At 37.9% G+C, this 20646-nt stretch carries 18 protein-coding genes; 2 read left to right on the plus strand and 16 right to left on the minus strand.

Annotation, left to right across the window (positions count from 1 at the left end):
- Positions 1-551 precede the first annotated feature (551 nt).
- From ABE34_RS02990 to ABE34_RS03000, 3 genes are all read right to left on the minus strand, one after another.
- On the minus strand, positions 552-1736 hold the full coding sequence (locus ABE34_RS02990; RefSeq protein ID WP_197140371.1) for an NAD(P)/FAD-dependent oxidoreductase: 1185 nt from the start codon (positions 1734-1736) through the stop codon (positions 552-554).
- 50 nt (positions 1737-1786) lie between these two features.
- A complete protein-coding gene (locus ABE34_RS02995) occupies positions 1787-2215 on the minus strand; it encodes a DUF1641 domain-containing protein (RefSeq protein WP_197140373.1) in 429 nt (142 codons plus the stop codon).
- Between the two features lie 460 nt (positions 2216-2675).
- Positions 2676-3293 carry a TetR/AcrR family transcriptional regulator gene (locus ABE34_RS03000; protein WP_197140375.1) on the minus strand — a complete coding sequence of 206 codons (618 nt, stop codon included), beginning with the start codon at positions 3291-3293 and terminating at the stop codon, positions 2676-2678.
- Between the two features lie 123 nt (positions 3294-3416).
- On the opposite strand from ABE34_RS03000, the gene ABE34_RS03005 reads away from it, so the two are divergent.
- Positions 3417-5603 carry an MMPL family transporter gene (locus tag ABE34_RS03005; protein ID WP_197140377.1) on the plus strand — a complete coding sequence of 729 codons (2187 nt, stop codon included), beginning with the start codon at positions 3417-3419 and terminating at the stop codon, positions 5601-5603.
- A 179-nt stretch (positions 5604-5782) separates the two neighbouring features.
- On the opposite strand, the gene ABE34_RS03010 is transcribed toward ABE34_RS03005, so the two are convergent.
- Complete coding sequence (locus ABE34_RS03010; RefSeq protein ID WP_197140379.1) at positions 5783-7297, minus strand: DHA2 family efflux MFS transporter permease subunit; 1515 nt, start codon at positions 7295-7297, stop codon at positions 5783-5785.
- Between the two features lie 157 nt (positions 7298-7454).
- Here ABE34_RS03010 and ABE34_RS03015 point away from each other — a divergent pair, with 157 nt between their 5' ends.
- A complete protein-coding gene (locus ABE34_RS03015; protein ID WP_197140381.1) occupies positions 7455-8360 on the plus strand; it encodes a TetR/AcrR family transcriptional regulator in 906 nt (301 codons plus the stop codon).
- Positions 8361-8756: 396 nt separating this feature from the next.
- Here ABE34_RS03015 and cydS read toward each other — a convergent pair whose 3' ends face one another.
- From cydS to ABE34_RS03070, 12 genes are all read right to left on the minus strand, one after another.
- Complete coding sequence (gene cydS, locus ABE34_RS25780; protein ID WP_386829881.1) at positions 8757-8855, minus strand: cytochrome bd oxidase small subunit CydS; 99 nt, start codon at positions 8853-8855, stop codon at positions 8757-8759.
- An 11-nt stretch (positions 8856-8866) separates the two neighbouring features.
- On the minus strand, positions 8867-9895 hold the full coding sequence (locus tag ABE34_RS03020; RefSeq protein ID WP_197140383.1) for a cytochrome d ubiquinol oxidase subunit II: 1029 nt from the start codon (positions 9893-9895) through the stop codon (positions 8867-8869).
- A complete protein-coding gene (locus ABE34_RS03025; protein WP_197140385.1) occupies positions 9892-11235 on the minus strand; it encodes a cytochrome ubiquinol oxidase subunit I in 1344 nt (447 codons plus the stop codon). The genes ABE34_RS03020 and ABE34_RS03025 overlap by 4 nt, the downstream gene beginning before the upstream one ends.
- Before the next feature lie 129 nt (positions 11236-11364).
- A complete protein-coding gene (locus ABE34_RS03030) occupies positions 11365-12141 on the minus strand; it encodes a TSUP family transporter (protein WP_197140387.1) in 777 nt (258 codons plus the stop codon).
- 332 nt (positions 12142-12473) lie between these two features.
- Positions 12474-13106: a response regulator gene (locus tag ABE34_RS03035; protein ID WP_197140389.1), complete on the minus strand. Its 633-nt coding sequence runs from the start codon at positions 13104-13106 to the stop codon at positions 12474-12476.
- Positions 13103-14134: a PAS domain-containing sensor histidine kinase gene (locus tag ABE34_RS03040; protein WP_197140391.1), complete on the minus strand. Its 1032-nt coding sequence runs from the start codon at positions 14132-14134 to the stop codon at positions 13103-13105. The genes ABE34_RS03035 and ABE34_RS03040 overlap by 4 nt, the downstream gene beginning before the upstream one ends.
- 74 nt (positions 14135-14208) lie before the next feature.
- Positions 14209-14547 (minus strand): rhodanese, encoded by a 339-nt coding sequence (locus ABE34_RS03045; RefSeq protein ID WP_197140393.1) that lies wholly within the window; start codon positions 14545-14547, stop codon positions 14209-14211.
- Between the two features lie 145 nt (positions 14548-14692).
- Entirely contained in the window at positions 14693-16099 is a 1407-nt protein-coding gene (locus ABE34_RS03050) for an MBL fold metallo-hydrolase (protein WP_197140395.1), read from the minus strand.
- A 19-nt stretch (positions 16100-16118) separates the two neighbouring features.
- Positions 16119-16682 (minus strand): hypothetical protein, encoded by a 564-nt coding sequence (locus ABE34_RS03055; RefSeq protein WP_197140396.1) that lies wholly within the window; start codon positions 16680-16682, stop codon positions 16119-16121.
- A 25-nt stretch (positions 16683-16707) separates the two neighbouring features.
- Positions 16708-17901, minus strand: a complete 1194-nt coding sequence (locus ABE34_RS03060; protein WP_197140397.1) for an FAD/NAD(P)-binding oxidoreductase — start codon at positions 17899-17901, stop codon at positions 16708-16710.
- Between the two features lie 365 nt (positions 17902-18266).
- Entirely contained in the window at positions 18267-19910 is a 1644-nt protein-coding gene (locus ABE34_RS03065) for a sensor histidine kinase (protein WP_197140398.1), read from the minus strand.
- Positions 19907-20608, minus strand: a complete 702-nt coding sequence (locus ABE34_RS03070; RefSeq protein ID WP_197140399.1) for a response regulator transcription factor — start codon at positions 20606-20608, stop codon at positions 19907-19909. The genes ABE34_RS03065 and ABE34_RS03070 overlap by 4 nt, the downstream gene beginning before the upstream one ends.
- Positions 20609-20646 lie beyond the last annotated feature (38 nt).

Genomic DNA, 20646 nt, shown 5'->3' on the forward strand with positions numbered 1-20646 from the left:
TAGAAGGAATAGCGATATAAAAATAGTAGCACCTCCTATTAGAGGTGCTACTAAATGTTGGGATAAGACATAATGGCATTTTACAGATGATGTATCAATCGCTCTATTTGTCGCTTTGGCTCTGCTATCCGTCGATTTGATGGTTCTATCCACGATTCGGGCGAGGCTATCCACGACTTTGGCTGCTTTATCCGTCGCTTCGGCTCTTCCTTCCGTCGCTCTGGCTCTACTTTCCGTCGCTTCAGCTGTTCTTTCCGTCACTCTGGCTCTACTTTCCGTCGCTCTGATTTCTTCCGTCACTTCAGCTGTTCTTTCCGTCGCTCTGGCTCTACTTTCCGTCGCTCTGGCTCTACTTTCCGTCGCTCTGGCTCTACCTTCCGTCGCTCTGATTTCTTTCTCTCGCCCTGACTCTGCTTTCCATCGCTTCAACTCTTCCATCCAAATTTAAGGCTGGAATGTCTGGCATTCACTTCACCTTAAATTCTATGTTTACCTTATCAAAACAAAAGGGCATGAATTCAATATAACTATTGATTCATGCCCCTAAAATATTAATACGCTAAGCCGAATAGCGCTTTAATGTGTGTTAGATAGCGAATGTTAGACGCTTCTTTCATAAGTGTTGCAGGAAGACCTTTAAGTTGTGTGTTGCTAGCACCGATTGTCGCTACAGCATCTTTACGGCCTAAGCTTGCAAGTGTACCAGAGTTAATTGCAGAGAAAGGCTTCATCTCTTGGTTTTTGTATTGTGCGAATAGGTTGTATCCAGCGCACTCACCCATTTGCCATGCAACTTGAGCAGTTGGTGCGTATAGCGGACGTCCGCCATCAGCTGGTAATGCTACAGATGCATCACCGATTACGAATACATCATTATGAGATGTAGATTGTAAGAATTCGTTAATCGTAGCTTTACCGCGGTCTGCTGCAAGACCAGACTCGCCTACGATTGGAAGTGGAGCTACCCCACCTGTCCAAATAAGCGTATTGGCAACGATTGGTTCGCGATCTTTAAGAGAAATGACGTTACCATCAACACCTGTTACAGGAGTGCTAGTAATGAATTCAACGCCACGTTTCGTTAAGCTTTCAGTAGCGCGTTGGATAAGTACATCTGGAAGTACTGGTAAGATTTTCGGACCAGCTTCAACAAGTTTAATTTTAAGGTCAGCAAAGTTAACACCGTGTTTTGCTGCGATTTTCGGGAAGTTGTCCACGATTTCACCAACAAGCTCTACACCTGTTAAACCGCCACCACCGATAACGATTGTTGCATCCGCTTCGTCTTTTGTTTGTGCATATGCTTTAATACGGTCTTCGATATGTTTGTTAATTTTGTTTGCTTCATTTACTGATTTAAGTACCATTGAGTTTTCTTCTAATCCTGGGATACCGAAGAATCCAGTTTGGCTACCTAAAGATACTACTAAAGTATCGTAATTTAAAGTATAACCAGTATCTAGGTCAACTTTTTTACTGTCTACGTTGAATTTTGTAACTTTAGCGATTTGTAAATCGATATCTAAACCTTTAAAGATTTTTTTAAGTGGTAAAGCAACAGCACCTTCAGCAATAGTACCACCAGCTAAACGGTGAAGTTCAGTGATGATTTGGTGTGTTGGGAATTGGTTTACTACAGTAATTTTAGCTTCATCAGCTGATAGATACTTACGTGCTGTTAATGCAGTTAAAACGCCAGCGTAACCAGCACCTAAGATGACGATTTCTTTTGACATGATTAATTAATCCTCCGTCCGTACGTTTTGAATATATCTCAAGTCGAGTCTTATTTAGCTTTACGTTCAGCGCTTACTTGTAAGAAAGCATTAACAAAACGGAAAACACCTTGAACTTGTGGGTCTTTTAACATTTTCATAAGACCGAATAAACCAATTGCTTCTTGGCTTTCAGACGCACGGTCTTTCGCTTCAATTGCAGTAGCTGCAAGGTTTTTAGCTGACCCTACTACCGGGCCTGCCATTTCTGATACCGCACTAACAGTATCATTTTTCAGTACTTCGTCAGTTGCAACAGCTTGAGCAAACTCATATGATTTTGTTAATAACGTCATCATTTCAGTTAACTTTGGTAATTGTTCAACTAAAGTTGTAAGTGATTCCTGAACCTCAGGCTTTAATAATTGATCTAGCACATCCAATTGTTCTTGACTCACAGTTAATTGTTCAGACTGTGTTTGGTTATTCGTTTCTGACATTTTGAACTCTCCTTTGCCATCACTATCACTATTTTAATTTTTATTACTTCCATGTAAAAAAGACCATTAAGGCACTTCTTAACAGTCGTTACAGCGCTTATATCTTACAAATCACCAGTCTCAAGAACTGGATAGCAATTCGTATAATTTGTTATTACAATGTTAACTTTATTTTGCAAAAAGCGCATCATAATTCCATCCTATCTTGTCTTGGTGACGTTACAACCTCCATTATAAGGTTGTTTGTATATTATTTCAATGAGCTAAATCACAATTTCGACAATCTTTTCAAAATTCATTGATTTGTAACTATATATTTGTAATTAAGTTTGCTTTGCATCCCAAATACAACATTTTTAATCTCAAATTTATTAAAATACCTCTGATTTAAACTTCCCCTAAATCGATTGCGTAATACTTATTTTATTTTCAGCATTAACATTACATAAAATGAAAGAAATCATTTTTCAACAGATTTCCAGAAAAAGTCTATAATTTCTCTCGCGGCTATAGTTTCTGATTGAAATATCCTTTTCCCTTCCCTATCTTTAACGTATCCTACTGACATTAAAGCCATAAATGAATGGGCAAAAAAAGTAGCATTCCCCTTTCGAATGGTGCCTAATTCCATCTCTACCTGCATCGCCTGTTCTATCGTTTTATACATATTATTTTCTGATGCTTGCACTTCTTTTAATTGAGATTCCGATAAATTAATTGTCGCTTCTCTCATAAAATTTTTCATATCAATATCTACAGTGGCCGATAAATGAATTCCAACAAGCTTCTCCAACCGATCTTTAAATGATATTGACTCCTCTAAGATCTGTAAAATGGACAGTTTGATTTGATCCATCATTGCCAGCAACGCTGATGTATATAAATCCCCTTTAGTCGGGTAATAGTAATAGATAGTAGCCTTTGTAACGTTACAAGCTTTTGCTACATCAGCCATTGAAATATTTTTATAGCCTTCTTTGATAAAAAGCCTTGTTGCCGTTTCAAGAACAATATCTTTTTTTGGTTTCGCATTCTCATCATGGCGAGGTCTTCCGAGAACACGCGGTGACTGCTTCAACAAGTTCGCCCCCTTATAAAGGATTCATTTTAGACATAGTATAGCATATAATTTTTTACAATTGATTAATTAACCTTCTGGTATATATAATTAAAATCACTTACATGAAACGGAGGTCTTTAAATGAAAAAGCACCCACTAGAGCAATGGGGCTCAATGGTAACAAGTAAAAAAGGACGCTTTTTAGCCCTTGCCTTTTGGATTTCACTTGTTGTTGTACTGTCATTTGCCTGGCCACAGATTAATAGTATCAAGAGTGAATCTGGTAAAAATTTACCTGAAAGTGAAATGTCTCAGCAAGCAGCAACTATTATTGCAGAACAATTTCCCAATGATGCAGGTACACCCTTATTACTTGTCTGGCATCGAGATAGCGGGTTAACTACTAATGATTTTGTTGCTATCCAAAAGGTTTACGGTGAGCTTAAAGCTAAACCTTTAGCAAATCAAACTGTTATTCCACCATATGATAAAATGCCACCTCAAGCCTTTTTAGCGTTTGCATCTGACAATGGCACAACAATTGTAACTCCTGTTTTCTTTGAAAAAGGCGTGGCTACGGATGCGTTGCGAGAGAGTTTAAAGACATTAACAAAAACAATGGATAAGCATAATATCCAAATAGAAAAAGACTTAGATAGTGACAATCTTCATGTGCGTTATTCTGGACCGGTTGGTATCGCTACGGACGCTGTCGGTTTATTCTCCCAAGCTGATGTTAAATTACTAATTGCGACCGTGCTCCTTGTTTTAGTATTACTAATTATTATTTATCGTTCACCGTTATTAGCCATTATTCCATTAATGGTTGTCGCTCTTGCCTACGTCGTTATAAGTCCAACGCTCGGTTTTTTCGCCGATCATGGATGGATCGATAAGGACTCCCAGGCTGTCTCTATTATGACTGTATTACTCTTTGGAGCAGGTACAGACTATTGTTTATTTTTAATATCAAAGTATCGAGAGATATTATTTCATATTGAAGATAAGACTACTGCCATGAAGCTTACTATAAAGGAGTCTGGCGGTGCGATTATGATGAGTGCATTAACGGTTGTTATCGGTTTAGCTACTCTTAGCCTTGCCCATTATGGTGCATTCCAACGCTTTGCAATTCCGTTTAGTTTTGGTGTACTGGTGATGGGTGTTGCAGCGTTAGTTGTACTTCCAGCAATTCTTGTTATTATAGGTCGCGTTGCCTTCTTCCCATTCATACCGCGAACAGAGGATATGGCTTATAAAAAAGGAAAAAAACAGCACAAACCAACACATAAAATAAGCCGCACAATCGGGCGTACTGTAACGCATAAACCATGGGTGGTCATTGTTGTCACTTTACTGTTCCTTGGTGGGTTAGCAGCATTCGTACCACGTATTCAGTATACTTTTGATCTATTATCGTCATTTCCTGAGAATATGCCATCCCGCGAAGGCTTTAATTTAATAGAAGAAAATTTTTCACCTGGCGAATTAGCTCCAGTTCAGCTCGTCATTGATACTGAGGGTAAAGATATTCACTTGCAGCAGCAATTAGCTGAAATCTCTTATATTGATAGTGTTGCAGATAGCCGAATTGGAGAGAAAAATGATGCTATCCAATTGTACGAGATTTCTTTAAACGCGAATCCTTATGCTAAGGAATCGTTAGCTCATATTCCAGAGCTTAAAGCAGCGGTTATAAAAATGCTTGAGGCTGAAGGTATAAAAGATGCAGATAAACATATTTGGATTGGCGGCGAAACAGCTAGTCAATATGATACACAGCAATTAACTGTACGCGATGAAACTGTTGTTATGCCAACAATGATTGCTTTAATTGCTTTATTATTATTCATTTATTTACGTTCCGTAACAGCTACTGTTTACTTATTAGCAACAGTTATTATTTCTTATTTCGGGGCACTTGGTGCAGGTTGGCTAATTTTACACCATGTAATGGGGGCAGATGCCATTTCAGGAGCAATTCCACTCTATGCATTTGTATTTTTAGTAGCTCTCGGGGAAGATTATAATATCTTTATGATTTCGGAAATTTGGAAAAAACGTAGAACAGTAGATCATTTAACAGCTATTGAGGAAGGTGTCATAAGAACAGGAAGCGTTATTACATCTGCTGGTCTTATTTTAGCTGGAACATTCGCTGTCCTTGCTACCTTACCTATTCAAGTACTTGTTCAGTTCGGTGTCGTTACGGCAATTGGCGTGTTGCTTGATACATTCATTGTACGTCCATTGCTAGTACCTGCTATTACTACTGTTCTCGGTAAATATGCGTTTTGGCCAGGAGCATTATTTAAAAAGAATGATTAAAATTATTGCACGGACATTAGCGTAAAAGGTTAGGATGATTTTAAAATATTCCTCCATCCTTTAGCTTTCGCTAATATCCGTGCTTTTTTGAGTGCCCATATATAATGCATAAAAAAACTCCCCTTCGATAAACAGAATATTTCATCCGTCTACCTATAGGGGAGCATATCAACTCATTATTATTTAGTTGGTTTTTTCATATCCATTGAAGCCGCTGCGCTTTCAACTTTAACGCGTTTTAAGAAGAACGCAAGTACAAGTGCAAGAACAGTAATACAAGCTGCAATTAAGAATGAGTGTGTAATACCATCTAATAAAGCCGTTTGCTTAATCTGATCCAGCATTTGCTGCATTTGTTCAGGTGTTGATGCAACACCTGATTGCGCTGCATTCGCTTTTGCTTCAGCAATTAATTCTTCAACTTTTGCTTTTGTACGGTTATTCATGAATGTTACCATCACAGCACTACCGATCGCACCTGCTACTTGCTGTAAAGTATTGTTAATGGCAGTACCATGTGGGTTCATCATTTGTGGTAACTGGTTTAAACCGTTTGTCATAATTGGCATCATCACCATTGACATACCGAACATACGAATTGTATACATGGACACAATAAATGTATAGCTTGAATCCAACTCTAACTTTGTTAAACCGAATGTTGCAATTGTTGTAATCGTTAAACCAATAATCGCTAATAAACGAGGGCCAAATTTATCAAAAAGCTTCCCTGTAATCGGCGACATAATCCCCATTACAAGTGCCCCAGGAAGCATCATTAAGCCCGCTTCGAATGGTTCAATTCCACGAATTGATTGTACATAAGCTGGTGTTAAAATCATCCCAGAGAACATAGCCATTGAGACAATAACCGAGATAGCTGATCCCAACGCAAACATTGGATATTTATAAATACGTAATTCTAGCAAAGGCTGATCCATACGTAGTTGTTTAAATATGAAGATGATTAAAGCAAGGATACCAACTGAAATCGTGCCATATACCCAAGGACTTGACCAGCCTTTATCCCCTGCCGTACTGAAACCATATAGAATACCACCGAATGCAATTGTTGATAATAGTACTGATGGAACATCTAAATGAACTTTACGTGTCTCCATTACATTATCTAATTTCCAAATACCAAACAATAAGCTAATGACAGCAAACGGAATAATCATTTGGAATAACATACGCCAATCGTGATGCTCAACAATATATCCTGATAATGTAGGGCCGATTGCTGGTGCAGAAATCATCACTAGACCGAAAATACCCATTGCTGCCCCGCGTTTTTCTTTTGGGAAACTAATCAGCATTACATTCATTAGAAGTGGTGACATACTTGCTGCCCCTGCTGCCTGCACCATACGACCTGCTAAAAGTGTACCGAAGTTAGGTGCAAAGCCAGCCATAACCGTACCGATTGTAAAGACTGACATCGCTACAATAAATAAATGTCTATTTTTAAAGCGTGTTACGAAGAATGCTGAAGCAGGTACTAAAATACCACTCACAAGCATATAACCTGTTGCGAGCCATTGTACTGTTGAATACGTTATATCAAAATCTTTCATGATTGTTGGTAATGCAACATTTAACAATGTGTTATTTAAAAAAGCAACAAAAGCACCCACAAATAAAATTGAAATCATTCCATAGGGGGGCTTTTTCAGTGTTTGCTCACTATTCATTTATATCCCTCAATTCTTTCTTGTTTTTTTCGATAAAACCTATTTTATACTCGCAGTCTATTTTTTTCAACCATTAAGTCTATAAAATTTAAAAACATTGATATATAAGCGTTTTCGATATAGAATAAGAGTATAATATTTCAAAAAAGGTGAGGTTATGAACAAAAGAAAAAGACAAATTATCACTGCTGCCCGTGCTCTTTTTATCGAAAAAGGATTCGTGGATGCATCGATGAACGACATCATTAGTGCAGCAAAAATTTCAAAGGGCACATTTTATAATCATTTTTCTTCTAAAAATGAATGTTTAATCGCCATATTAGACGAAGGGCGCGAAGAGGCAAGTAATCGCCGCCACGAACTTCTTTATGGTAAAGACCCTACTGATTTAGAAGTATTAACACAGCAAGTTGCCGTACTTATGTATGTCAATCGAGAACATAATTTAATTCAAATTTTTGAATCGATTTTCCACTCTAGGGATATCGAATTAAAAAAAATAATTTTAAACTATTATTTACAAGAGTTGGAGTGGCTCGCAAACCGACTTGTACAAGTTTTCGGCGAAGAAGTTAGTCCAATTAGCTATGAATGTGCTGTGCAGACACTTGGTATGATTAACCTTTCAATACGTGCTGTCTTAATTGCTGATTATAAATATATAAATCGCGAAGCCATTGTACGTGTAGCATTACGCAATATTAGCGTAATTATACCCGTTATGCTTGAATCAAAAGAAATTCTCATTAGTACGGAAATGATCAACACGATACAAAACGTCGCGAACTATAAAACTGTGGATAAGGAAACAGTCATCGAACAATTAACAGGCTTTAAAAAAGGATTGCCTAAGAATGAAACAGCGGAAGGCTTAGAGTATGTGGAATTCTTATTAGAGGAACTACAGCGCGAAAAGCCAAAGCTCTTTATCATCGAATCTCTTCTTACGCCTTTCCGTAAAGCATTCGTTGGAACCGTACACGCAGAAGAGGCACGTGACATCGCTAATAGCTTGTGGCGCTATGTAAAAATTGAACGACCATCTGAGCGATGCTTAAAATAACCACATAAACAAAAGGAGCTAGACGGAAAGTCAAACATTCACGACTTTCCATCTAGCTCCTTTTTAAGCTTCTATCCTATTAAATTAATTTATTATGCGCATTTGATAAACCTATAAGTTGATTGGAGCGGAGACTGGGCGACTCCTTAGGGATTAAGACCCTGGAACGAGCAAATAGGGGAACGGAGGCTAAAAACATCACATCCTGTGATAACGCCTTCGTGACCAACATCATGTTGGCCCAAGCGGCTCATCGGACGCCCCCAGGAAGCTTTGCTCTGTGCGAAAGCGAAGCGACAGCAACAACAAATGTTTTCTGTAGGGAAAGCAAAGCGTCAGCTACAAAGCGCCCAGTCGGAACGGAAATCAACTCTCATACAATGATGAATACATTTATCATTTAATTTGGCGATCTTTCGGTCCTATCCAAAAGCCAACTGCAATGCTAATAGCTACTACAAGAAAAGGTGCATACAAAATAATAAATTGATTCATTATAATTCCCCCTATGCATGGTGATCATGTTTACCGCAAACATAATCACGATCAAACACAAACCATTTCATTACTAAATATAGTGAAGGGATGAGTAGAACTAATCCTCCAACAAACGCTATCACTAATGCAATCGCCATTGTTTCATTTGTAAAACTATCATAGACCGACAAATACGGATACAGTAAATACGGATAATGTGAAATACCATAGCCGAAAAATGCAAAGCCAAACTGGGCAACCATTAAAAAGACGGCTATGCCATAGTTTTTCTTTTTAAACAAAAGAATTAGTGTTAAAAGAAATAGCACACCTGAAATAGCGAAAAGCCACCACAGATTTAACATATTTTCATAATGCTCAGGCACATGTCCCTTTAACTCCACCATAATCCCTATTACACTTATCACGAGCGGTAAAGACCAACTGAGGGCATATTTTCTCATTAAATTAGAGGCATGTTCATCCCGCGCTCTTTTCCCATACCATGTTAAGAAAACAGCCGAAATATACAAAACTGCCACTATACTTAATAGCACTATAGACCAAGTTAACGGATTCGTGAAAAGTTTAGCAATTTGTAAATTCGGTTCTTTATTGACAATTTTTACGAACCCTCCCTCAGATATCGTTAACACAATAGAAAGGGATGCAGGTATAAATAAACCAGTAATTCCGTACATCATTGTATAACCAATATGTCCACCTTTTTCACTGTAGGATTCAAATGCATAATAACTCCCTCTAATTGCTATTAATATTAATGAGATACTGACTGGCACTAGCAAAATCGTGCCGTAATAATAAGCTGTTTGAGGAAAGAAACCTACCATTCCAACAAAGAAAAATACAAGGAAGACATTTGTAATTTCCCACACCGGAGATAAATAACGCTTAATAACATTGGCTAGTATTCGGTCTTTACCAATCAAGACACTATACGCATTAAAGAAGCCCGCTCCAAAGTCTATGGACGCAACAATGACATAGCCAAATAGAAATAACCATAGTACTGAAATCCCTAATATTTCTAAGCTCATTGCCCTGCACATCCTTTCACTTGCTTATGTTCTTCAATTTCACGTTCAATCGGATTGTTACGGAACATACGGATAAGTACAACGATACTTCCTACCGCTAATACAATGTACAGCCCCGCAAATAGTATTAGCATCGTATCGACTTGGCCACTTGTTGTAGCACCTTCCACCGTTTTCATATAACCACGCAGTATCCAAGGCTGACGCCCTACTTCCGCAAACCACCAGCCCGCCTCAACAGCAATAAGCGATAGCGGACCACCTGCAACTACTATTCTCTTAAAACTTTTTGAAGAAATAAACTTCCATCCTCGCCACTTACCTAACACATAAATAGCTGCAACGAAAATTAGTAAAGTTCCGATCACTACCATGATGTCAAACAAATAATGGATATAGAGTGGCGGCTGTTCGTCCTCCGGAAATTGATCTAAACCTTTTACTTCTGCAAAAGGATTATTATGCGCCAATACACTCAATGCATACGGTACTTTGATGGCATATTTCACCTCTGCCCCATCTAATACTCCAAATAGCACAAGCGAAGCATCCTCTTTTGTTTCAAAATGCCATTCAGCAGCAGCTAATTTTTCTGGTTGATATTCAGCTAAATACTTCCCGGAAAAATCACCTACAATTAGTGCTGCTAGCGAAAATACTAGTCCAAGTTTCAATAAAAGATGTAATGCTTTTTTGTGATATACATGCTTCGATCCTCGCAGCATACGATAAGCTGCAATAGAAGCTAATAAAAATGCTGACGTCATATAAGACGTTACTAATACATGCGCTACCTTCGTTGGCATTGCAGGATTTAGCATTGCTAGTACTGGTTGAATATTTACAAGCTCTCCATCTACAAGATCAAAGCCCTGCGGTGCATTCATAAATGCATTCACAATCGTAATAAAAACGGCCGACATAGAAGCACCAATAGCTACTGGGACCAATAATAATAGATGTCGCTTTGGATTTTTGAATCGATCCCATGTATATAAATAAAGCCCTAAGAATATAGCTTCAACAAAGAACGCGAATGTTTCCATAAACAATGGTAATGCGATTACCTGACCTGCCAACTCCATAAAGTTTGGCCATAATAGTGATAGCTGCAATCCTATCGCAGTACCAGTGACAACACCAATTGCCACAGTAATCACAAACCCTCTTGCCCATCTTCTCGCAAGTAATAAATAGTGTTCGTCATTATTTTTCAATCCAACCCATTGAGCAATCATAATCATTAAAGGTATACCGACGCCAATTGTTGCGTAAACAATATGGAATGACAATGTTAACTCTGTTAAGGCCCGACTCCACATTACAGCTGAATCATTCATTTTATTTCATCTCCTAGGCACCAAAAATTCTTCCAATAATTGAAAGAAACATTATCCCCGCTACTAAAAAACTTATCATTATTAGCTTTTTTTCATGTGATTTATAGGCAACCACTTTTTGTTTTTTCATCATAATAGATCAACCCAAATTTTAATCGCTGTCGCTAAGATGAGTACGGCTAAAATACTTTGCAAAATTTTCGTATTCATTTTTTTACCTACTTTTGCCCCAAGAGGAGCCGCCAGTAAACTTGCCACTATCATAATACCTGCGGAATAGTACTCTACTTGTCCTGTCATTAACTTACCGATTGTTCCACCGATTGATGAGATAAACGTAATGGCTAAACTAGTAGCAATCGTCATGCGCGTTGGGATCCCGAGTACTACAAGCATAATCGGAACAAGCAAGAAACCACCTGCAGCACCAACGATCCCTGAGCCGATCCCAACAATAAATGCTAAAATTGCGGCTAACGGCTTGTTGAAAGTTACTTCACCCAATGGCTTATCATCAATTTGTTTCTTAGGAATAAACATCATCACAGCTGCAATCAAGGCTAAAATCCCGTATACAACATTCACACCACTTTCAGATAAAAACTGTGATCCGTAGCTCCCGACAAAGCTACCAGCTAAAATGGCACCTCCCATATAAAGAATAAGGGACTTATTAAGATAGCCACCCTTTCGATATGCCCAAACACCTGCAATCGAAGCAAAAAACACTTGTACCGCACTAATACCTGAAACTTCATGTGCTGAAAATGCCACTAAGCCAAAAAGTGGTGGAATATATAGCAGCATTGGGTATTTAATGATTGAACCGCCTATTCCCAACATGCCGGACACAAAAGATCCAACGAATCCAATCAGGAAAATCACAATTATAAATGTTATATCCACTGTGCTTGCATCTCCTTTTATTTATGTGCCTTCAGTATAGTCCTGCTGTAATTCCAGACATATAGGGGTTTTCCACTATTAGCTTTACTCACTGTGACAATATTGAAAATTATTTCTAAAAAATAAAAAAAGATCACTCATCATTCGAGTGATCCCAGCTTGCTGACAAAAATAAATATAAAATGAAGTGTATCAATAAATATAGGTTGATCTTCACTCCGAGTTGGCGACTCCAAGAAAGCGCTAGTCGGAACGTAAATCAACCCTCACTTTACCGAAGAGCTATATATTTCAATTCTCATATTACACCAGATTCTAACTGCAATACGCTGTTACATATAGTTATTTGCAAGTCCATATTGAATAAGCTCAGCTTTATTACTTAAATCGAGTTTTTGCATAATATTTGATTTATGATTTTCAACCGTTTTACTACTGATATATAGTTGCCCAGCAATTTGGACATTTGTATATCCTAAAACTGTTAACCTCATTATTTCCTGCTCACGCACAGTTAAAATGCATTGTTCTTCATGCCCTTTATGTTCAAACAATTTATTAAGCTGCTCCTGTGGAATACCCACGTTATAATATATACGACCACTATATACAGCGCGGATAGCCTCATAGAGAACTCCACCTTGACTATTTTTTAAAATATAGCCATGAGCTTCAACAGCAATCGCTTTTTGAATATAAGCAACTTCATTGTGCATTGTTAACATAATAATTTTCACGTTAGGCATTTGCTTATGAATCTCTTGAGTAGCCGTAAACCCATCTAACCCATTCGGAATGGATACGTCCATTAATATGACATCCGGGTTTAATGATATTGCCTGAGTGATTGCTTCCGCTCCATCACCCGCTTCACCTACAACCTGTACATCTTTATAATTTTCCAATAAAAGTACAATCCCTTTACGGATTAGCACATGATCATCTACTACTAAAACACGAATCATCTAAAGTCATCCTTCCAATTAGGTACTTGAATGCTAATTTTAGTACCTTTATTGTGAGCCGAATTAATATTAAAAGATCCTCCTAATTGTGTAATTCGCTCCTCCATATGCTTTAAACCAAGCCCTTCCTTTTTCACGTACTGCAAATCAAACCCTACACCATTATCTTCTATATAAAGTGATAAATTTGTAGCTTTCTTTTCGAGGCGAATGACGACTTTAGAGGCCTTTGCATATTTAGTAATATTGTGCAAAGCCTCCTGCACGACGCGATAAATATTGATTTCTACAGATGGATGACACCGTTCTTCAAAATCTGTTTCTAACGATATAGCAATATCAGGATGTACCTTTTGCACTGAATCGACAAGGGTGCTTAATGTAGGTGTAATCCCTAACTGATCTATACTATGAGGACGAAGCTGATAAGAGTACAATTTAATATCATTCATTACTTGCTCTAGCTCATTGCGTACTTCTTCGATATACGTATTTAGTTTTTCATTGTCTTTGACATAAGATTCAACCGCCTGCAATGCAACAGATATTGTATATAATGATTGGCCAACGCCATCATGTAATTCTTGCGCAAGCCTTTTATGTTCTTCCTCTTTTGCCTCAATCAGTTTTTTAATAATCAGCTTTGAAATCCGAGCCTCTTCTTCCTTTAACTGAAGGGTCTGATCGCGCAACACAAGAAGAAACGTTTGCTCGTTACTATCTGTATACATCAGTGCCGTGCTCATTTCAACATCTATCTTACTACCATGATACGTCGGCATTTTCGATAAAAAATAAGGAACCTCATTATGCTCTATTAAATAACATGTATGTTCTTTTGGAGATTTTTGACGATTTTCGCAAAATGAACAAAAGGGCACTCGATCTCCTAATTCCCATCCCGATAGCCGCTTCGCTGAGGGATTCATCATTAAAATTTCACGGTTTTGATTCATTATGATGATGCCATCTTGAATATATTGAAATATTTGCTGTAAATATTTATTTTTCAGCTGTTCTTTCTCCATTCTAAACACACTCCTAGCTAAAAAAGGCATAAGGCCTTCCTTTAAGTTTACTTGTTACTTCAGCATAATTGACCTTATACTTTTTCTTCTATTAAGCTATAACTCCTTACTTCATGCCCTGCTTTCCGAATGATACGAACACTCATATTTTTTTCTAGCTGTGTTGATGCAATGATATGAAGTGGTTTTTTTGGTAGTTCATGCATGTGACGTACTAAATAAGCAATTGGTAAATTTAATGCATTTGGTGTAGGTGATTTATAAGAGTCATTATAATCACGTACATCCACTATAGCCATTCCCATATTCAACTCTTGTAGTAAACACTCTTGTATTTGACGAACTGGGATATGCCGTTTATAAATAATTCTACCAATAATAAGAAGAAATATACTCAAACTTACAATAATCATTTTTTAACCCCTTTTACCGAGAAAAAAGGTTGTCTAAATCCGTTTAGCATTCCATTGACGAATCTCATAACGCCTCCCTAAACCGCAAAGAAAAATAGCAGACTAGGATCACTAGTATGCTATTTTTCTTTTAGAACAACCTCATTTATTTTGTTACTGCCTCTTGTTGCCAAGCCATATAGCCACCCGTTAAATTTACAATGTCGTGAATACCGTTTGCTTTTAGTACACTTACAGCAATTGCAGAACGAGCACCACTTTGGCATTGAACAACAATTTTTTTATTAGTTTGCAGTTCATCTAAACGTCTAGCTAGTGTACCAACCATAATATGTTGAGCATTTTCAATATGCCCTGCATCATATTCTGTTTGATTTCGCACATCAAGCACATGAACTTTTTCACTTTCAATAAACGCCTTTGCTTCTAAAGGAGTTATATTTTCATAACTGTCTAGAGAAGTAGCCTCTTCCAAAACTTTTGTCACATCTCCATAGCCAACAACATTGTCGATACCGATAGAACGTAATGCTATTAAAATATCATCCAGTTGGGAAGGATTAATTAATAAATATAACGGTTTTGTATAATCTACTAACCAACCAGCCCAATTGGTCAATGAATTATTGTAAGGGATATTTAGTGTACCTGCGATAAATCCTTGTGAGAAATCTTCCGCCGGTCTAGTATCAATCACTTGCTTCCCATCCGCAAGAAGTTGAGTAATCTCTTCATAGGTTGACACTACCTTTACTGGTGGTAAGTTCTTAAGAAGTTCTATCCCTACTTTATTGACACGCTTCATAACAGCAAAATAATAAGGAGGTTCTGGCTGACCATCTAGTAACGCGTCAATAAATTTTTGTTCATCATCAAATTGCATAGCCCAGTTGAATTGCTTCTCATACCCAACTGTTGATGATGGCACAGCTCCTAATGCTTTACCACAAGCACTACCTGCTCCATGAGCTGGCCATATTTGCATATAATCTGGTAAAGCCTTAAAACGTTCTAATGATTTAAACATCGCTTTAGCACCAGATAGTGATGTACCTTGAATACCAGCAGCTTTTTCTAACAAGTCAGGGCGTCCAATATCACCTACAAAGACAAAGTCACCTGTAAAAATCCCCATTGGCTTATCTGCTACACCCCCACGATCCGTTAATAAAAAGGAGATACTTTCTGGCGTATGTCCTGGTGTATGCATGACTTTAAAAATAAGATTACCTATAGAAAATTCATCACCATCTTTTAATAATTGATGAGGAATTCCTTCAAGGTTTTGATACTTCCAATCAGCATCCCCTTCGTCGGAAATATACATCGTTGTTCCAACATGGTCTGCTAATTCACGAGACCCAGCTACAAAATCGGCATGAATATGCGTTTCTAACGCGCCAACAATTTGCATCTTTTCTTTTTCTGCTAATGCAAGATAGGGCTCAATATTACGCATCGGGTCAACAATGACCATTTCACCTTTCGCCTGACATCCCACAACATAAGAAGCGTGCGCTAATTTTTCATCGTAAAAATATCGTAATAACATGTATAAAACTCCCCTTTACTCAGTTTTTTTCTTTTAAAATATCTAGTGCAGATTGAACATAATTAAGTGTTTTTTGAACAGAAGGATCTTTCGTCCATTTAATAATTGAAAAAACATTGATATGTTGAGGCTTCTCTTCCGCTCTTTGCTGTACCATTCTGAAGAACTCCATACCCGTCTTACCTTTTTCGATGTATGCATCGGTATAGCTCTTTAAGTTATTCATTGTATATTCTGTCGTTTGTTTATCCTGAAGTACCGCTGTACCAAAATCAATGATGTTTTCTAACTGATGAATGATTTGAACAAGCTTTGGCAACTTCTCCATCAGCTGAACAATAGCTGTTATCGTTTCTGAGCCTACATTATAAGTAGAGACAAATTGCTCGTATCGATCTATCGTTTTATCATCAGTTAGTACTGCTTTTCCAAAACCCACAACATTTTCTGCTGATTCTATCGTTTGCTCTACATTCGGTAATTTTTCCAACAAGCGCTGTAAAGAGTCTCGAACTTCTGGCTTCTCAAGCGTTTCGATTATTTGATATAATTCCTTGCTCATACTTACCGTAGCATTAGCCATACTTGTCGCCTCCCTTCATTCGTAATTACATAGTGCCTTTCAACATCCCATCCCAGTACATAACAGGCAGTAGATCCTTTTTCATAAAATACATACTGGATCTTTCCACCGCCTGGTTGAAGGGCATAGATTCAACAGGTTCTTTATTGTAATCAAACTCTGCCAATATCAGTTTGTTGTAGCCTGTTACAATTGGGCAAGAAGAGTAGCCATCATACGTTTGCGTCATTGGCTGTTGTCTCATTAAAGCAATAAGATTATGTGCAACGACAGGAGCTTGCTTGCGTATAGCTGCACCCGTTTTGGATGTTGGTAGATTAGCATTATCACCTATTCCAAACACATTGCTAAACTTTTTATGTTGCAAAGTAAACTTGTCGACATCTACCCAACCACATTCGTCTGCTAATGCACTCGTCCGTATAAATTCGGGTGAACACATATAAGGTGTCACGTGAATCATGTCGTATTTAATTTCTTCTAATGTGCCTGTATCTAAATTTTCAAAAATTGCTATTTTTTCTCCAGCCTTAATTTCAATTAAATTTCGACGGAATCGAGCATCAATATTTTTCCGCTCTATTACCTTTTCAAGTGCTTCACGATATTTCAAAACATCGAAAATCGCTGGATTGGCCGAACCAAAAATAACGTTAATATTGTCACGAACATTGACTCTATTAAAATGGTCTTCTGCTAAATGCATAATTTTTTGTGGAGCACCGCCACATTTTACTGGAGAGTTTGGATGTGTAAATAATGCTGTCCCTTCTTTAAAATTACGGATCGTTTCCCACGTATAATCCACATGCTTAAAAGAATAATTACTACATACACTTTTAGTCCCCAATGCCTCTTTCAGCCCTTTAATAGCACCCCAGTTAATTTCTATCCCACCAGCAACTACTAAAAAATCATACGTGTATGTTGTACCGCCTAGTGTTATTACCTGGTTTTGACTGGGGTCAAAACTACTAACAGCCTCTTTTAACCAAACAGCTCCTTCAGGGATAACAGAAAGCATCTCACGTTCAGAGTCCCACTTATTTGCTGCACCACCTCCCACCAATGTCCAAAGTGGTTGATAATAATGTTTTTCCGCAGGATCTATGATGGCAATCTCCCCTTGAAGTGAATAAGATTGACGAAGTAAGCGTGCCGCTACTGAAATACCAGCAGTTCCTCCTCCAACGATGACTACTTTAAAAGAAGTCTTCATATGTGTATCCTCCTTATTATGCTGTCTTTCATATACAACTTTTACACCTTAATAATAGTTTTAAGAGAGGGCCGTTCATATAGGGGTAATCCCCTAAAAAATTACACTCCAATGTTCAATATCACAAAAAAGGGCAGTACAAGGTGAATGTTTCATCACTTGTACTGCCCTAAATAACAGTGTTTTACTTTACTTCTTCAATCAAAAACTAGCCATCTCCATTAACGTGGAGTTGATTTCCGTTCCGACTGGGCGCTTTGTAGCTGACGCTTTGCTTTCGCTGCAGGGTCTCAGCCTCCACTCCAACCAACTTATATACTGGCATTCATTTTCACAACCGCCCCAACTTTTGAGGCCAAAAACGACTACTTACATGTAAACTTCAATATAAAAACTGTACCTTCCGCTCCTGATTGAACACTAATGGTACCTCCATGTAAATCAATTAACTGCTTCGTAATAGCCAATCCGAGACCCGTACCCGTTATATCGTCTGTAGTATTCGTGCCTCGATAATATCGCTCAAAGAGGTTATCAAGCTCCTCTTGAGGAATTCCTGGACCTTGGTCGGCAATTGTCAGCATAATTTCTTTGCCTATATTTTGCGCTTCTACGTTCACCTTTGTACCGTCAGGCGTATACTTTTTAGCATTGGTTATAAGATTATCCAAAATACGCTTTAATAAAAGCTCGTCCGCTTCAAGCACGACATCACCATAAACCTTTACAGACACTTGCTCATCTGCAAATTGAGGTAACCAGACAGCGAGTGGTATCAACACTTTTTCAAGCTGGATCGCTCTATTTTTTAATTGGTACGTATATGTTAAGTCTCGTATAAGGGCATCCATGTACGTTGCCTTCTCCTGCATCGTAGTTGCAAAAACGCGCATTTCTTCCTTCGTCCACTCATAGTCCTCAGAGGCAAGCATTGTTGAATAACCATAAATAGAGCTTAACGGTGTCTTTAAATCATGCGATAAGCCTGTTATCCATTCCTCACGTAATTGCTCCGCATGTTTAATCTGTCTTTCATTAGAGGAGAGGCGCTTTGATAAATTATTAATCGATTCATCAACTGGCTCAAATAATTTAAATTTCCTTTTTAACTTCCCTGTCTTCAGATGATGAATACTTTTATCGATTACTTTACTGTAGTCGAATTGTGCTAATAGCTCGATTCGAGATATTACATAAACAAGCGGACGAACAAATTGACGGGAAATGCTAACCGATAAAAAAATAATTCCTATTAACAATATAATATGTCCGCCAAAGAAGATGGAGATAAATAAAAGCATCGCCTTATTAAAAGGCTCATCAAACGGCTTATACGCTGGGTTGGGCATACGTACAACTAGTGTCGATCCATCCTCTAAAAAAGCATTCCGCGTAAGCTCTTTGTACTCAAAAATATCGTAGTTTTCTTCGAGCAATTGAGGTTTATGAAGTTTTTTATAGCGCTCACCAATGACTTCTACACGATCCCACTGCTCATCATAGATTTCAACCGATACCTTCTTATCCTGTAAACGCTGGAGCAGTTCAGAAGGAATCTCTCCTTTATCCTTCCACTCCTGAACCACTTCCTCAAAAAACGGTTGGACAGGTAAAGCCGGGAGGAATAATAAATGGTATTTTGGAATCTCCCACGTGTGCATTCCCGGCCGCTTAAGTGCCATTATTTCGTTATCTGGCATTCCACACAGTTCACAAGTTTCTCCCGTGTAATCAACAATGTCCATCGATCGATTGAACAAATATAATTGCCCTAAGTTCTCCTCAGCTCGCTTCACTAAATAATCAGCAATCTTAATGGAATCTCCTTTTTCTACGACAGCATCATCTTTAATTTCAGAGGCAGACATTATATGAATATCGTCACCGACATGACGATTGATAAAGATTGCGAAAAACACCAAACTTATAATAAAGCCTGTAATGATTAGTAAATAAAAAATGATGAAATAAGATACAAAACGAAGGGTTAATCTTCTAGCAGGCTTCATGAATGAACATCTCCAACAAGCTTATAACCAATCCCCCTCACAGTAATAATGCAGGTTGGTTTACCAGGTTTCTTCTCTATTTTTTCACGGAGTTTTCGAATATGTACCATCACGGTATTATCATCAAACAAACAGTCACCCCATACACGCTCGTAAATTTGCTCCTTCGATAATACTTGCCCCGCATTTTCGCATAAGTATTTCAATAGATGAAATAACCTACCGCTAATAATTTCCTTTGTGCCATTTACAGTTACCTCTGCTGCATCGATATCGAATGTAAACCGACTACATGAAAATATATGACTTTCTGGCACATCTTTTTTCTTTATATATCTTGTCAGTTGCACCTTAACCCTCGCAACAAGCTCTAGCGGGTTAAATGGCTTCGTAATATAATCGTCTGCGCCATTCATAAAACCACGAAGCTTATCTGCATCACTACCTTTTGCAGTTAAAAAGAATATAGGTGCTTCACTTTGTTCACGAATCATATTCGCCATATCCAGTCCACTACCATCTGGAAGCATAATATCTAATAGATAAAAATCAAACACTTGCGTTTCCATTTTCTTTTTCGCTTCTTGAACAGTGTCGCAGAGTGTAATGTTTAAAAAACCTTCTTTTCTTAATATAATTTCAATCATTTCTGCAATTGCTCGTTCGTCCTCTAATACTAAAATTGACACATCTTGCATGCTATCACCCTCTTTTAAGAATACTTTAAGGTAGCCAT

The organism is Lysinibacillus sphaericus (assembly GCF_015844675.1).
Lineage (GTDB): Bacteria > Bacillota > Bacilli > Bacillales_A > Planococcaceae > Lysinibacillus > Lysinibacillus sphaericus_E.